Raw genomic sequence first — 14,695 nt, forward strand, 5'->3', positions numbered from 1 at the left:
CACGCGCAATGAACAAACGCGTGGTCCAGCCGGGACGGCTGGCAGGCCTCAGACGCCCAATGATTTCAACTTCCTGTGCAAGGCGGAGCGCTCCATGCCGATGAATTCGGCGGTCTTGGAGATGTTGCCGCCGAACCGGTTGATCTGCGCCACGAGATAGTCCTTCTCGAACTGCTCGCGTGCCTCGCGCAGCGGCAGCGCCATGATGTGCTGGTCCGACTGGTTGGGCGTGCGTGGCATTACGTCGCCGATTTCCGAGGGCAGCAGGTCCGCGGTGATGGGCGCATCGATATCGTCGCCGCGTGCCAGGATCATCAGCCGCTCGATATTGTTGCGAAGCTGGCGCACGTTGCCGGGCCAGTTGTGCGCCTGCAGCACCGCCATGGCGTCGTCGGCGATGCGGCGGGGCTTGATGCCTGCCTGGCGCGCGATCTGCTTCATGAAATTGTCGACCAGGTAGGGAATGTCCTCGCGCCGCTCGGCAAGACCCGGAACCGCCACCGGCACCACGGCAAGCCGGTGGTAGAGGTCTTCCCGGAAGCGGCCTTCCGCAATCATCGCCTCCAGGTTCTGCGCGGTGGAGGAGATGATGCGCACGTCCACCTTGACCCGTTTCGTGCCCCCTACCCGCTCGAACTGCTGTTCGACCAGCACGCGCAGGATCTTGTTCTGCGTCTCGCGCGGCATGTCGGCGATCTCGTCGATGTAGAGAATGCCGCGATGTGCCTCCTCGAGCGCACCGACCTTGCGCTCGGTGCCGTTGGATTCGGTGCCGAACAGCTCGATTTCCATGCGCTCGGGCGTGATCGTCGCTGCGCTCAGGGTCACGAACGGTCCGCTCTTGCGTGCCGAAAGGGCGTGGATGGCCCGTGCCACCAGTTCCTTTCCGGAGCCGGACGGGCCGATGATCATGATGCGGCTGTTGGTGGGGGCGACGCGTTCGATGGTCTGCCGCAACTGGCTCATCGCCGAAGACATGCCGATAAGGTCGAAGGTCTCGCCGCTGCGTTGCTTGAGATCGGAAACCTCGCGCCTGAGTTTGGACGTCTCGAGCGCCCGCTCCGCCACCAGGATTAGCCGATCGGCCTTGAACGGCTTCTCGATGAAGTCGTAGGCGCCGCGGCGGATCGCCGACACGGCCGTTTCGATATTGCCGTGACCGGAAATCATGACCACCGGCAGGTTGGGATGCAAGGTCTTGATTTCGTCCAGCAGGGCCAGCCCATCGAGCCTTGAGCCCTGCAGCCAGATGTCGAGGAAAACGAGTCGCGGAGCCCGGTCCGCGATCGCTGCCAGCGCGCTGTCCGCGTCGTGTGCGGTACGGGTTTCATGGCCTTCGTCGCTCAGAATGCCTGCGACCAGCTCGCGGATGTCTTCCTCGTCATCGACGATAAGGATGTCAGACGCCATCATCGACCTTTTCATTTTCTCTGGGGTTGGCCGCCTCGCCCCTGTCGCGCGCCGCAGGCACGCCGGACGGCAATATCAGGGTTATCATTGCGCCTCGTCCGCCGAAGAAGTCGGCGGGGGCATCGTGGAGCTCCAATCTGCCGCCATGGTCTTCCACGATCTTTTTGACGATGGCGAGGCCGAGGCCGGTGCCCTTCTCGCGCGTCGTCATATATGGCTCGAGCAGCCTTTGCCGGTTTTCCCGCGGCAGGCCCTTGCCGTTGTCGATCACGTCGACCCGGATCATGCCGTCGTCCAGTCCGGCCTGGATACGGATGACCGGGCGCGACCCATCGCTGCGTTCCACGCCTTCCATGGCTTCCGCCGCATTCTTGACGATGTTGCCGAAGGCCTGCGCCAGAAGGCGCATATCGAATGTTCCCCTCAGCGGCTGGTCGCCGAACAGCCGCTCGAAACTGATCTCGGGATGGCTGACCTCGACCAGGAAGGACGCCTCGCGCAACGGATCGCGCAGGTCGATGGCCTTCATTTCCGGCTTTGGCATGCGGGCGAAGGACGAGAATTCGTCCACCATGCGGCCGATGTCGCCCACCTGCCGGATGATGGTGTCGGTGCACTGGTCGAAGACCTCGCGGTCCTCGGTAATGACCTTGCCGTAGCGCCGCTTGATGCGTTCGGCCGAAAGCTGGATCGGGGTGAGCGGGTTCTTGATTTCATGCGCGATACGGCGCGCCACATCGGCCCATGCCGACGAGCGCTGCGCCTGCACCAGATCGGTGATGTCGTCCACCGTCACCACGTAGGAGTTGCCTTCGGTGTCATCATCGTCGGCTTCGACGGTGATCTGCACATTGAAGGTGCGTTCCGCGCCGGCACGATAGAAGGTAACCTGATCCCGATAGGCCGGCCGGCCGGACTTGCGGCCGATCTCGAAGACACGGCCTACATAGGGCAGCACCGCGGAAAGGTTCTGTCCCACCGCTTCCGCGGAAGTGGTGGCAAGCATTGCCTCCGCCGACGGGTTGACGATGGTGATGATGCCGTCGGGATCGACGCCGATGACCCCGGCGGTGACGCCCGCCAGCACCGCCTCCGAGAAGCGGCGGCGCTCGTCGATCAGGTCTTTTGCCGTCAGGATCTCGTTGCGTTGGGATTTGAGCTCCAGCAGCATGTTGTTGAACGTATCGCCGAGCGAGGCGACATCGCCATCGGACAGGCGGACTGGCACAGAGACGTCCAGATTTCCGGTCGCCACTTCGTCCGCGGCGCCGATCAATTGCCGGATCGGCCGCACGAGCCGGTCCGCCACGGCAATGCCGGTCCAGATCGCCGACAAAACGATGATGAGCGTGAGCGACAGGTAGGGCAGCGCAAAAGCGATCTGGGTCGGGCGCCTGTTGGCTTCCAGCCCGCGATATTCGTCGGTATTGGCCCGCACGATCTGGCGGGCCTTGATGACCTCTGGATCGACCAGCTTGATCGTGTACAGGAAAAGCCCGTCGAGTTCCTTGAGCTTGATGATCGCTCCCATGATGTTGCGCGTTTCCGGCGCTATCAGCAGAGGCCGGCCGTTTTCCGCCTCCTGCACCGAGCCTTCCGGCGGCTCGGGCATGGCGAAGGCGGCATCCGTCTTGGCGCTCATCACGAAGGAACCATCCGGCTTGACCAGCGCGGCATGGGCGAGCCCCCTGCCCACCGTTTCCTTGCTGAGCAGGTCGAGAAAACCGGTGCGGTCCAGGCCATAGAGCGTGCGCGCGCTATCGAGATCGTAGGCCATCGACAGGGTCGTGCCCTGCAGGTTGCGCGCGTTCTCCTGCACATAGGCGTCGGCGATCGACAGCGAGGAGTTGATGATCGTCTTGGTGCGGATCTCGAACCAGCGATCCAGCCCGACATTCAGCGTAACGGACGCCACGATCGCCACCATGATCGCCGGGATAGCCGCGACGAGGGCGAACATGGCGACGATGCGCACGTGCAGCCGCGATGCGGCCTTGCCGACCCGACGCGCCATCAGGATGCGGTGCACCTCGCGACCGATCAGGATGGCCAGCAGCACGATGAAAAGCGCATTCAACCCGATCAGGGCCAGCGTGGTGGTTCGATCGGGCGTGATCGGCGTGGCGCCGACCAGAATCGCAAAGGAAATGGCCGCGGCCAGCAAGCCGCCGACGATCGCGATTATTCCAGGCAGCGCCATGAGCCGGCGCACGTCCTGCACGCCGGAGCTGCGAAAAAGCGAAACCTTTGCCGCCAAGTTCTGAATCGCTGTGTCGCCTTTGGGAACCATGGTTGCGTCGCATCTATGCAACGCATTGTGGCGATTATGCAACAAAGGCAAGTGCGCCGGAGATCTTTCGACAGCTATGAACCACGATTTCTGCCAGCAGCGTCAGCCGTGGCGGGAAGCCTTGTACACATTCACCCCGAGATCGCGGATCTTCTTGCGCAGCGTGTTGCGGTTAAGGCCAAGCAATTCCGCCGCCTTGATCTGGTTGCCGCGAGTCGCGGTCAACGAAGCCAGCACCAAGGGATATTCGACCTCGGCCAGGATGCGGTCGTAAAGCCCGGCCGGCGGCAACTCGTCGCCGAACGAGGCGAAATAGCGCTGCAGATTGTGCTCCACGGCCTGTCCGATCGAAAGATCGTGCGAAACGAGCGGTGCGGCGTCCGGCACGTCCGGGCTTTCGCTCGTCTTCAGCTCCGCCTCGATGATCTCTGCCGAGATTTCGTCCTGCGGATAGAGCGCGGCCAGGCGCCGTATCAGGTTCTCCAGTTCGCGCACATTGCCGGGCCAGGGATAGCGCTTCATGAGCTCGATCCCGGCCGGCGCGATACGTTTGGCCTGAAGGCCCTCCCGTGTGCCCAGCTTGAAGAAATGGCGCACGAGATCGGGGATATCCTCCGCCCGCTCCCTCAGGCCCGGCAGCCGCAGCGGCACGACGTTCAGCCGGTAGAACAGGTCTTCCCGGAAAAGACCCTGATTGATCAGCGCCCGCAGATCCTTGTTGGTGGCCGCTACGATGCGCACGTCGGTGCGGATCGGCGTGCGCCCGCCGACAGTCGTGTACTCGCCCTGCTGCAGCACGCGCAGCAGCCGCGTCTGCGCCTCCATCGGCATGTCGCCGATCTCGTCGAGGAAGAGCGTGCCGCCTTCTGCCTGTTCGAACCGGCCGGTCGAGCGGCTCTGCGCACCGGTGAAAGCCCCCTTCTCGTGCCCGAACAGTTCCGATTCGATCAGGTCGCGCGGTATGGCGGCCATGTTGATGGCGACGAACGGCCCGCCGCGCCGGCGTCCGTATTCGTGCAGCGCCCTGGCCACAAGTTCCTTGCCGGTGCCCGATTCGCCGCTGATCATGACCGTGAGATCGGTCTGCATCATGCGCGCCAGCATGCGGTAAATATCCTGCATGGCGGCCGACCGGCCCACCAGCGGCATGTTTTCCGGCTGTTCTTCCGGCCGGGCCTCGCTTTTGGGACGTCTCGGCTCCGCCAGCGCCCGGCTGACGATGTTCAGCAGTTCGGTCAGGTCGAACGGCTTCGGCAGATATTCATAGGCGCCGGCCTCGGAAGCCCGTATCGCCGTCATGAACGTGTTCTGCGCGCTCATCACCACCACAGGCAGCTCCGGGCGCGCCTTTCTGATCCGGGGCAGCATGTCGAAGGCGTTTTCGTCCGGCATCACCACGTCTGTGATGACCAGGTCGCCCTCGCCCGCGGCGACCCAGCGCCACAGGGTCGAGGCGTTGGAGGTCACGCGCACCTGGTGGCCCGCACGCGACAGCGCCTGGTTGAGCACCGTGCGGATCGCCGCGTCGTCATCGGCGACCAGGATGGTCCCGTGCGGATTCATGCCCGATCCTCCTTCCAAGCCGGCATCAGCACGCGGAAGGTGGTCCCACGCGGGGTCGAATCGCATTCGACGATGCCGCCGTGCTCGCCGACGATCTTGGCAACCAGCGCGAGCCCCAGCCCCGATCCGTTCGGCTTGGTTGTGATGAAGGGATCGAACAGGATCGGCTGAATGTCTTCCGACACGCCGGGGCCGTTGTCGTACACGCAAAATTCGAGCGGCAGCGAAACGCGGTCGGACGTTCCGGGCACCGAAACGCGAATGCCGGGCTTGAAGGCCGTCGAAAGCCCGATTTCCCCGAGCGGGTCGCTGCCTATGGCCTCGGCGGCATTCTTTACCAGGTTCAGGAAGACCTGGATCAGTTGGTCGCGGTTCGCATAGACTGGAGGCAATGATGGATCATAATCCTCCAGGATTTTGATTCTGCTTGCAAAACCGTTCCGGGCGATGGCCTTCACATGGTCGAGCACCACATGGATGTTGACGGGATAACGGTCGATCGGCCTCTCGTCGGAGAACACTTCCATGCGGTCGACCAGCGCCACGATGCGGTCGGTCTCATCTGTGATGAGCCGGGTCAACGCGCGATCCTCATCCGAAGCGGAAAGTTCGAGCAACTGCGCCGCCCCCCTGATGCCGGACAGCGGATTCTTGATCTCGTGCGCCAGCATGGCGGCAAGCCCGGTCACGGAGCGCGCAGCCCCTCGATGGGTCATTTGCCGATCGATCTTGTCGGCCATCGAGCGTTCCTGGAACATTACCACCACCGAGCCCGGGAACTCCGGAACCGGCGCCGCATAGAGATCTACGATCTTCTCGATGCCCAGGCGCGGAGACGAAACGTCGACCCGATACTCGTTGACCGGAGTCAACCGCTCCCGGACCTGATCAACGAGCGTAAGCAGCGGACTGCCGAATGGAATGAGCTTTTCGAGCGTGCTGCGGGCCAGAACGGCTGCGCTTGAGCGAAAAAAGTCCTCGGCATCGGCATTGGCGTAGCTGATGCACCCGTCCGCGCCCACCATGATGACCGGTCGCCGGATCGTGTTGAGCACGATCTGGGCCGCGTCCTGGACATTTGCGATCCGGGGGGAATTCACGCTCATGCCGCGCTCCGCAAACTTTCACCGCCTTGCGTCGCGTAACGAAACGCCTCCCGTAGCGCCGCCGCGACTTCGTCCGGATCGAACGAGGTCATGATCCTCTTGCGCAGCTCGCCCGGGACGTTCGCAACGTGGCGATCCAGATACCAGCCCAGATGCTTGCGCGCCTGCCGAACACCGCTTTCCTTGCCGTAGAGCGCCAGCATGTCTTCGTAGTGCGCGACGACATAATCGGCGAGCGCTGCCGAGGTCTTCGGCATGCCGGCGGCTTCCGCGCCGGTTGCCGTCGCGGCGATCTGCGCCGCCACCCAGGGCGCGCCATAGTGGGACCGCCCGGCCATCACTGCATCGGCACCCGATTGCGCCAGAATGCCGGCGGCGTCGGCAGGCGAACAGACATCGCCATTGGCCACCACCGGGATGGAAACGGCCTGCTTGACGCGCGCGATGGCGCGCCAGTCGGCCCTGCCCTGGTAGAACTGGCAACGGGTGCGCCCGTGAACGGTGACCATCTTCACGCCGGCCTGTTCCGCGTGGCGCGCAAGCAATGGCGCATTTAATGCTTCTTCGTCCCAACCCAGCCGCATCTTGACGGTGACCGGCACCTCAACGGCCCCGACCACGGCCTCGATCAAGGTCAGCGCATGATCGAGATCGCGCATCAGCGCCGAACCGGCGTAACCGCCCGTCACCTTCTTGGCCGGGCAGCCCATGTTGATGTCGATGATGTCGGCGCCCTCGCCAGCAGCGATGCGCGCCGCCTCGGCCATGTGGACGGCCTCGCGCCCGGCCAATTGCACCATATGCACCGGAAGGCCGGAATGACGGATGCGCAGGTCGAAACCGGCCCGCCCCCGCGCCAATTCCCCGCTTGCCACCATTTCCGACACCACAAGCCCCGCGCCGTGCGCATAGGCCCGTTTGCGAAACGGTTCATCGGTAACGCCGGACATCGGCGCCAGGAACACCCGATTGCGGATCGTCACCGGGCCGACATGCAGCGGCTCGGCCAGCAATGTCAGGCCGGAAACCTCATCGTGCATGCACAAAAACCAAGCAAAATTCAATCATGCACATTCTGTAGCCAAACACAGGGTATTGTGCAATGCGGAATAAGCCGAGTTTGCGGCGGATTTGGGAAAAGGCTGGCCTTCCGCATCACCCGCGACTAAGCCTCTGCGCATGAAGGAACCGCGCATCGACACAGCCACAGGAGCGGGCGGCAAGGTAGCCGCCGTAATCGTCGCCGCCGGGCGCGGCGAGCGCGCTGGCCAAGGCGACGGTCCGAAGCAATACCGGCCCATCGGCGGCCGCGCCATCCTGTCGCGTACGTTGGACGTCTTCCTCAACCACCCGAAGATCGACGTCGTGGTTGTCGTCATTCACGCGGATGACGTCCACCTGTTCAAGCAGGCCGCCGGAGCGGACGCGGAACGCGTCGTAACCGTTTCGGGCGGCCCCACGCGGCAGGAATCCGTGCGGCTCGGGCTACTCGCGCTACAGGCCATGAGGCCGGCCCATGTGCTCATCCACGACGCCGTCAGGCCCTTCGCCGATCCCGATCTGATCGACCGGGTGATCGCCGCCATGACCGAACGGCAGGGCGGCCTCGCCTCCCTGCCTGTCACCGACACGCTCAAGCGGGAGGGTAATGACGGCACGATCAGCGAAACAGTTCCCCGCGCCGGTCTGCATGTAGCGCAGACGCCGCAGGGTTTCCCGTTCGCGCCCATCCTCGCCGCTCATGAGAATGCGCATGCCATCGGTCGCCACGATTTCACCGACGACGCTGCGATCGCCGAATGGGCGCAGATCCCAGTGCGGCTGGTTCCCGGGTCACCGGACAACGTAAAGCTCACCTGGGCACGAGATATAATTATGGCAGATCAGAGGCTTAACGCATTTCGTTCAACTTTTCCGGACATCCGCACCGGCAATGGATACGATGTCCATGCGTTCGAAGCGGGCGACCATGTCACGCTTTGCGGCGTCCGGATTCCGCACGACAGGAAGCTGTCGGGCCATTCCGATGCCGATGTCGGATTACATGCCTTGACGGACGCCTTGCTCGCCACCTGCGGGGCCGGCGATATCGGCACGCACTTTCCGCCCTCCGACCCGCAGTGGAAGGGTGCGGCCTCGCGCATCTTCGTCGAGCATGCCGCCAGGCTCGTGCGCTCGCGCGGCGGGCGCATCGCCAATGCCGACATCACTTTGATTTGCGAGGCGCCGAAGGTCGGGCCGCATCGCGAGGCGATGACGGCAGCGTTGGCGGAAATGCTGCGCATTGCTCCCGATCGCATTTCCATCAAGGCGACGACAAACGAAAAACTCGGTTTCGTCGGGCGCGAGGAGGGCATCGCGGCGATTGCCACCGCGAGCGTCATCTATCCGGGAGAGGTGCCGGAATGAACGAACCTGGAACCGGCGAAGTGCAGAAAACCGAGATCGGCGAGTTGGCCGATCTCTTTCTCAAGGCATGCGCACAGCGCAGGATCCTGGCGACAACTGCGGAAAGCTGCACCGGCGGGCTGATCATCGCAGCCATGACGGACATTCCGGGCTCGTCCTCGATGGTCGATCGCGGCTTCGTCACCTATTCCAACGATGCCAAGATGGAAATGCTGGGCGTTTCTGCCGCGACGTTGGACGCTTTCGGCGCCGTCTCCGCGCAGACTGCGGAAGAGATGGCCGCGGGCGCCCTCGCCCGATCGCACGCCGGCATCGCCTTAGCGGTCACGGGGGTCGCCGGACCGGATGGCGGCAGCGCCGAAAAGCCGGTCGGGCTGGTCTGGTTCGGACTGGCGATGAGCGACAGCCGGGTGATCGTCGAAAAACGCGTCTTCGAAAATCGAGGCCGCGACTTCATCCGACGCGAAACCGTGAAGCATGCTTTCGAGATGGGCCTGAAAGCGCTGGCTTAGCCGATCTCCGGCTTGCCGTAGATGACGTCGGCGCGCTTCTCGAACGCCTCGGAGAACATGCGGAAGGCGCGGTCGAACATGGAGCCCATCATCACCCCGAGAATGCGGCTCTTGAACTCATAATCGATGAAGAAGCGCACGAAGCAGCCGTCGCTCGCCGGCTCGAAAGCCCATTCGTTCGTCAGGTATTTGAACGGCCCGTCGATATATTTGACATCGATGATCTTGTCTTCAGGCTTCAGCAGCACCTGCGTCGTGAACGTCTCGCGGATCGCCTTGTAGCCGACGGTCATATCGGCCACCAGCACCGTGCGCCCGTCCCTCTCCTTGCGCGAGCGAATCGTCAGCGCCTCGCACAGCGGCAGGAATTGCGGATAATTCTCGATGTCCGCGACCAATGCGAACATCTCGTCAGGCGTATGCGCGACGCGGCGTGTGGCCTCGAATTTCGGCATGCCGGAAGTCGTCTAGCCGGCTTTGGCGAGCTGGGCTTCGCGCGCGGCCCGCAGGCGCGCGAAATCTTCGCCGGCGTGGTGCGACGACCTGGTCAGCGGGCTGGACGCCACCAGGAGGAAGCCCTTGGTCTTGCCGATGGTTTCGAAGGACTTGAATTCCTCCGGCGTAACGAAGCGTATCACCGGATGGTGCTTCTTCGACGGCTGGAGATATTGTCCTATCGTCATGAAATCCACGTTGGCCGAGCGCAGATCGTCCATGAGCTGAAGCACCTCGTGGCGCTCTTCGCCCAGCCCCACCATGATGCCGGATTTGGTGAAGATCGACGGGTCGAGTTCCTTCACCCGCTGCAACAGCCGGATCGAATGGAAATAACGCGCGCCCGGCCGCACCGTCAGATAGTTCGACGGCACGGTCTCCAGATTGTGGTTGAACACATCGGGTCTCGCGGCCACCACGGTCTCCAGCGCGCCTTCCTTGCGCAGGAAATCCGGGGTGAGAATTTCGATGGTGGTGGACGGCGTAAGTGCGCGAATGGCGCGGATGACTTCGGCAAAATGCCGCGCCCCGCCGTCCGCCAGATCGTCGCGGTCGACAGAGGTGATGACCACATGGGTCAGTCCCATGGTCTTCACCGCATGGGCCACACGCTCAGGCTCGCCGGAATCGAGCGGCAGCGGGATGCCCGTCGCCACGTTGCAGAAGGCACAGGCGCGCGTGCAGATTTCTCCCATGATCATGAAGGTGGCGTGCTTCTTGTCCCAGCACTCGCCGATGTTCGGGCAGCCGGCTTCCTCGCACACCGTCACGAGTTGGTTGGATTTCACGATCTCCCGTGTCTCGGCATAACCCTTCGAGACCGGGGCCTTGACGCGAATCCATTCCGGCTTGCGCAGCACCTCCTGGTCCGGCCGGTGCGCCTTTTCAGGATGGCGCGGGCGCGGCGGATTGGCGACGGTATCGAGCACGGTGACCATGTATCTGCCTTCCGTTACGTGCCGCGCAGAAGCGCAGCACTCATGTGGTCATCTAAGCTTTTTCGGCGCAAAGAAAAAGGCCGTGGCAACGCAAGCCGCCACGGCCTTTTTGCATGGAAGTTGCGTCTCTAGCGACGCACGAGCCTTCCCACGAAGATCAATATGCAGGCACCGATGAACCCGGTGATCAGATAAGCCACCCAGCCGATCCCGAAACCCTGGATGTTCAAGGCGGCGAGGATGGCGTTCAGCACGATCGCACCGACGATGCCGAGCAGGATATTCATGAAGATGCCCATGTTGCTCTTCATGACCATTTCGGCCAACCAACCGGCCAAGCCGCCCACGATAATGGCTGCGACCCAGCCAACCCCGTTCACGTCCATATGCCCTCTCCTCCTGTGTTGGATGGAAACGCATTTTGAAACGATTCTTACCGATATCTGGTTCCACGGTCAGGCGTTCAGCGCGCGGCCATAGGCATCGAGCACGCTTTCCTTCATCATTTCCGACAATGTCGGATGCGGGAAGACGGTGTGCATCAACTCTTCCTCGGTGGTTTCCAGGTTCATGGCCAGCACGAACCCCTGGATGAGTTCCGTGACCTCGGCGCCGACCATATGGGCGCCGAGAAGCTGTCCGGTCTTCTTGTCGAAGATGGTCTTGATGAAGCCCTGATCCTCGCCAAGCGCGATCGCCTTGCCGTTGGCTCCGAACTGGAAGCGGCCGACCCGAATGTCGTACCCGGTTTCCTTGGCCTTGGCTTCGGTCAAGCCGACCGAAGCCACCTGCGGGCTGCAATAGGTGCAGCCGGGAACCTTGAGCTTTTCCAATGCGTGCACGCCCGGGAAGTTGGCGATCTTCTCGATGCAGATCACCCCTTCGTGCTCGGCTTTGTGCGCCAGCATGGGCGGGCCTGCCACATCGCCGATGGCATAGATGCCCGGCACGTTGGTGCGGCCATAGCCATCGACGGCGATGCAGCCGCGATCGGTCCGCACGCCCAGCGTCTCCAGTCCGAGATTTTCGATATTGCCCTGCACGCCGACGGCCGAAATCAGGCGGTCGGCGGTGATCTTCTCGACCGCTCCGTCCTTTTTCTCGATATGCGCAGTGATCGAGTTTGCGCCCTTGTCGACCTTGGTGACCTTGGCTTCGAGCAGGAACTTCATGCCCTGCTTCTCGAACTGCTTCTGCGCGAATTTCGAAACCTCCGCGTCCTCCGCGGGCATGATCTGCGGCAGGACCTCCACGACGGTGACTTCCGCGCCCATGGTGCGGTAGAAATGCGCGAATTCGATGCCGATGGCGCCGGAGCCGACGACAACCAGTGACTTCGGCATCTCCTGCGGCACCATCGCCTCGAAATAGGTCCAGATCAGCTTGCCGTCCGGTTCGATCCCCGGAAGCACGCGCGGGCGCGCGCCGGTCGCGACGATGATGTGCTTGGCGGTATAGGTGCCCTCGCCCTTGGTGCCCTTGGGCACCGGCGGCTGCGGCTCCATCGGCTTCTTGGCGGTCTTGCCGACGATGACCTCGCCGGCCTTGCCGAGCTTCGCCTCGCCCCAGATCACATCGACCTTGTTCTTCTTCATCAGGAAGCCGACGCCGCCGTTCAGGCGCAGCGAAACCTTGCGCGAACGGTCGACCACGGCGGCGGTATCCGCCGAAACCGTACCGTCGATCTTCAGCCCGTAGGCGCCGGGATGATCGGCATAGTGCTTGATTTCGGCCGAACGCAGCAGCGCCTTGGTCGGGATGCAACCCCAGTTCAGGCAGATGCCGCCCAGATGCTCGCGCTCGACGATCGCGGTCTTGAAACCGAGCTGCGCCGAGCGCACCGCCGTGACATACCCGCCAGGGCCGGAACCGATAATGATGACGTCGTAATTCTCAGCCACGGTTTCTCTCCAGTTCAAAGTTCCAGCATCACCCGCACCACGGGCGCCAGCGCCTCGCCCAGCCGGCGGGTGTTTTCCGCATCCAGATGCACGCCGTCCAGGGGCGTGACGCTGACCGCGCTGCCGGCATCGAAGAACCCGCAGCCGGCTTGGTCCGCGACCGCGGCATAGAGCGGCGCAAGCTGCGCCGAACCTTCCGTGCCGCCGGCGAACATGGCGGCGAATTCGACGTTCTCTGTGCGCGCGATCGGCGGCGGCGAGACGATCAGGATTTGCGGCGCCGGCCAGCCGAACGGATAGTCATGGCTGCGGACGATATCGACCAGGCGTTCGATCCCCCGCGCGGCCGCGGCCGGATTGCCGTGAATCCAGGGCTTCATGTCGTTGGAGCCGAGCAGGATCACGATCAGGTCGAGCGGCGCATGCGTCATCAGCATGGTCGGCAGGACGCGCGCGCCGTTGCGGTCCGCGCCCGAAAGCCATTCGTCGAAAGCCGTCGTGCGCCCGTTCAGCCCTTCGGCGATGACCTGCACGCCTTCTCCGAGCCTCGCCTGCAGAACGCTGGGCCAACGATCCTCGAGCGCATGGCGGCCGGGACCTGCGGTGTCGTAGCCCCAGGTCAGCGAGTCGCCATAGCACAGGACGGTCTTCATCGAGGCCCTGCCGCGCCTTGAGCTAGACCAGCATGGCCATGGGGTTTTCAACAATGCGCTTGAAGGCGCCGATCAGTTCGGCCCCGAGCGCCCCGTCCACGGCGCGGTGATCGGTCGACAGCGTCACCGACATCATCGTCGCGATTTTGATCTCGCCGTTCTTCACCACCGCACGCTGCTCGCCCGCGCCGACCGCGAGGATGGTCGCATGGGGCGGGTTGATGACCGCGGCGAAGTCCTTGACCCCGAACATGCCGAGGTTCGACACCGCGGTGGTGCCGCCCTGATACTCCTCCGGCTTCAGCTTGCGCTCGCGCGCACGTTTGGCCAGGTCCTTCATCTCGTTGGAGATCACCGACAGCGTCTTTTCGTCCGCCCGCCTGACGATCGGCGTGATCAGCCCTCCGGGGATGGAGACGGCCACGCCGACATCGGCATGGCTGTGCCTGACCATGGCGCTTTCTGTCCATGACACATTGGCTTCCGGCACTTCCTTCAGCGCGAGCGCCATAGCCTTGATGATCATGTCGTTGACGGAAAGCTTGTAGGCCGCGGCTTCGCCCTTCTCCGTCTTCTTCACCGGGGCTGCGGCATTCAATTCGGTGCGCAGCTTGAGCAGCGCGTCCAGCTCGCAGTCGATGGTGAGATAGAAGTGCGGGATGGTGGACTTGGCCTCCACCAGCCTGCGAGCGATCGTCTTGCGCATATTGTCGTGCGGCACGAGTTCGTAGGAGCCGGGCTCGAACAGCTTCAGCACCGCCTCGTCCGACATCGGCTTCGGCGCGGCGGCCGGGGTCGCTCCCCCTGCCTGCGCAGCGGCCGCAGGTGCGGCCGTCTTTGCTCCGCCACCGGCAATCGCCGCCTCGACATCCGCCTTTACCACGCGACCATGCGGGCCTGTGCCTTTGATGGACGAAACGTCCACACCGGCATCCTTGGCGATGCGGCGCGCAAGGGGCGACGCGAAGACGCGCTCGCCGCCGGCAGAAGGCACCGCCGCGCCATTCAAAGCGGCAGGCTGCTTGGGTGCGGCAGCCGGCGATGCGGCAGGTTCAGCCTTCGGCGCGGCCGCTTCGGTTTTCGTGGTTTCCTGCTTCGCGGTCTCTGCCTTCGGCGCTTCTGTTTTGGCCGCCGAATCGCCACCGGATTTTGCGGCAGCCGCTGCATCCTCGCCTTCACCGGCCAGCACAGCGATCAGCGCATTGACCTTCACGCCCTCGGTTCCGGCAGGTACGACGATCCTGGCAACCGTACCTTCATCGACGGCCTCGACCTCCATGGTCGCCTTGTCGGTCTCGATTTCGGCGATCACGTCGCCGGGCGAAACATGGTCGCCTTCCTTGACCAGCCATTTGGCGAGGTTGCCCTCTTCCATGGTGGGCGAAAGGGCCGGCATGGTGATGTTGATCGGCATTTCG

Annotated in this window: 13 protein-coding genes; 2 read left to right on the plus strand and 11 right to left on the minus strand. The window is 63.5% G+C overall.

Features of this window, described 5'->3' with window-relative positions:
• Window positions 1-48: 48 nt before the first annotated feature.
• The 5 genes from QU595_RS27425 to dusB form a co-directional block, all read right to left on the minus strand.
• Window positions 49-1,410 carry a sigma-54 dependent transcriptional regulator gene (locus tag QU595_RS27425; protein WP_315928135.1) on the minus strand — a complete coding sequence of 454 codons (1,362 nt, stop codon included), beginning with the start codon at window positions 1,408-1,410 and terminating at the stop codon, window positions 49-51.
• Window positions 1,400-3,610, minus strand: a complete 2,211-nt coding sequence (locus QU595_RS27430) for a PAS domain-containing sensor histidine kinase (protein WP_315928137.1) — start codon at window positions 3,608-3,610, stop codon at window positions 1,400-1,402. The genes QU595_RS27425 and QU595_RS27430 overlap by 11 nt, the downstream gene beginning before the upstream one ends.
• Before the next feature lie 192 nt (window positions 3,611-3,802).
• On the minus strand, window positions 3,803-5,263 hold the full coding sequence (gene ntrC / locus QU595_RS27435; protein WP_315927989.1) for a nitrogen regulation protein NR(I): 1,461 nt from the start codon (window positions 5,261-5,263) through the stop codon (window positions 3,803-3,805).
• Window positions 5,260-6,369: a nitrogen regulation protein NR(II) gene (locus QU595_RS27440; protein ID WP_315927991.1), complete on the minus strand. Its 1,110-nt coding sequence runs from the start codon at window positions 6,367-6,369 to the stop codon at window positions 5,260-5,262. Before QU595_RS27440 ends, ntrC begins: the two co-directional genes overlap by 4 nt.
• Complete coding sequence (gene dusB / locus QU595_RS27445; RefSeq protein ID WP_315927993.1) at window positions 6,366-7,409, minus strand: tRNA dihydrouridine synthase DusB; 1,044 nt, start codon at window positions 7,407-7,409, stop codon at window positions 6,366-6,368. Before dusB ends, QU595_RS27440 begins: the two co-directional genes overlap by 4 nt.
• Before the next feature lie 139 nt (window positions 7,410-7,548).
• Between dusB and QU595_RS27450 the strand changes: the two genes are divergently transcribed.
• Window positions 7,549-8,778: a bifunctional 2-C-methyl-D-erythritol 4-phosphate cytidylyltransferase/2-C-methyl-D-erythritol 2,4-cyclodiphosphate synthase gene (locus tag QU595_RS27450; protein ID WP_315927995.1), complete on the plus strand. Its 1,230-nt coding sequence runs from the start codon at window positions 7,549-7,551 to the stop codon at window positions 8,776-8,778.
• Window positions 8,775-9,290 carry a CinA family protein gene (locus tag QU595_RS27455; RefSeq protein WP_315927997.1) on the plus strand — a complete coding sequence of 172 codons (516 nt, stop codon included), beginning with the start codon at window positions 8,775-8,777 and terminating at the stop codon, window positions 9,288-9,290. Before QU595_RS27450 ends, QU595_RS27455 begins: the two co-directional genes overlap by 4 nt.
• Here the strand turns inward: QU595_RS27455 and QU595_RS27460 are convergent.
• The 6 genes from QU595_RS27460 to QU595_RS27485 all read right to left on the minus strand — a co-directional run bounded on the left by QU595_RS27460 (window position 9,287) and on the right by QU595_RS27485 (window position 14,691).
• Complete coding sequence (locus tag QU595_RS27460; protein ID WP_315927999.1) at window positions 9,287-9,745, minus strand: type II toxin-antitoxin system RatA family toxin; 459 nt, start codon at window positions 9,743-9,745, stop codon at window positions 9,287-9,289. The two genes, QU595_RS27455 and QU595_RS27460, sit on opposite strands and share 4 nt — an antisense overlap.
• A gap of 12 nt (window positions 9,746-9,757) precedes the next feature.
• Entirely contained in the window at window positions 9,758-10,723 is a 966-nt protein-coding gene (gene lipA, locus QU595_RS27465; protein ID WP_315928001.1) for a lipoyl synthase, read from the minus strand.
• A 128-nt stretch (window positions 10,724-10,851) separates the two neighbouring features.
• Window positions 10,852-11,109, minus strand: a complete 258-nt coding sequence (locus tag QU595_RS27470; protein WP_315928003.1) for a GlsB/YeaQ/YmgE family stress response membrane protein — start codon at window positions 11,107-11,109, stop codon at window positions 10,852-10,854.
• 69 nt (window positions 11,110-11,178) lie between these two features.
• Window positions 11,179-12,624: a dihydrolipoyl dehydrogenase gene (gene lpdA, locus QU595_RS27475; protein ID WP_315928005.1), complete on the minus strand. Its 1,446-nt coding sequence runs from the start codon at window positions 12,622-12,624 to the stop codon at window positions 11,179-11,181.
• 14 nt (window positions 12,625-12,638) lie between these two features.
• Window positions 12,639-13,277, minus strand: a complete 639-nt coding sequence (locus tag QU595_RS27480; RefSeq protein WP_315928007.1) for an SGNH/GDSL hydrolase family protein — start codon at window positions 13,275-13,277, stop codon at window positions 12,639-12,641.
• 22 nt (window positions 13,278-13,299) lie between these two features.
• A complete protein-coding gene (locus QU595_RS27485; protein ID WP_315928009.1) occupies window positions 13,300-14,691 on the minus strand; it encodes a pyruvate dehydrogenase complex dihydrolipoamide acetyltransferase in 1,392 nt (463 codons plus the stop codon).
• Between the last annotated feature and the right edge of the window lie 4 nt (window positions 14,692-14,695).

Source organism: Mesorhizobium sp. SP-1A (genome assembly GCF_032460275.1).
Classification (GTDB): domain Bacteria; phylum Pseudomonadota; class Alphaproteobacteria; order Rhizobiales; family Rhizobiaceae; genus Mesorhizobium.

Bases quoted from the DNA above. Each gene is read 5' to 3' on its own strand.
- ntrC (WP_315927989.1), bottom strand. From the start codon at position 5,263: ATGAATCCGCACGGGACCATCCTGGTCGCCGATGACGACGCGGCGATC.
- QU595_RS27470 (WP_315928003.1), bottom strand. From the start codon at position 11,109: ATGGACGTGAACGGGGTTGGCTGGGTCGCAGCCATTATCGTGGGCGGC.
- lipA (WP_315928001.1), bottom strand. From the start codon at position 10,723: ATGGTCACCGTGCTCGATACCGTCGCCAATCCGCCGCGCCCGCGCCAT.
- QU595_RS27440 (WP_315927991.1), bottom strand. From the start codon at position 6,369: ATGAGCGTGAATTCCCCCCGGATCGCAAATGTCCAGGACGCGGCCCAG.
- QU595_RS27455 (WP_315927997.1), top strand. From the start codon at position 8,775: ATGAACGAACCTGGAACCGGCGAAGTGCAGAAAACCGAGATCGGCGAG.
- QU595_RS27425 (WP_315928135.1), bottom strand. From the start codon at position 1,410: ATGGCGTCTGACATCCTTATCGTCGATGACGAGGAAGACATCCGCGAG.
- QU595_RS27485 (WP_315928009.1), bottom strand. From the start codon at position 14,691: ATGCCGATCAACATCACCATGCCGGCCCTTTCGCCCACCATGGAAGAG.
- QU595_RS27430 (WP_315928137.1), bottom strand. From the start codon at position 3,610: ATGGCGCTGCCTGGAATAATCGCGATCGTCGGCGGCTTGCTGGCCGCG.
- QU595_RS27450 (WP_315927995.1), top strand. From the start codon at position 7,549: ATGAAGGAACCGCGCATCGACACAGCCACAGGAGCGGGCGGCAAGGTA.
- QU595_RS27480 (WP_315928007.1), bottom strand. From the start codon at position 13,277: ATGAAGACCGTCCTGTGCTATGGCGACTCGCTGACCTGGGGCTACGAC.
- QU595_RS27460 (WP_315927999.1), bottom strand. From the start codon at position 9,745: ATGCCGAAATTCGAGGCCACACGCCGCGTCGCGCATACGCCTGACGAG.
- dusB (WP_315927993.1), bottom strand. From the start codon at position 7,409: ATGCACGATGAGGTTTCCGGCCTGACATTGCTGGCCGAGCCGCTGCAT.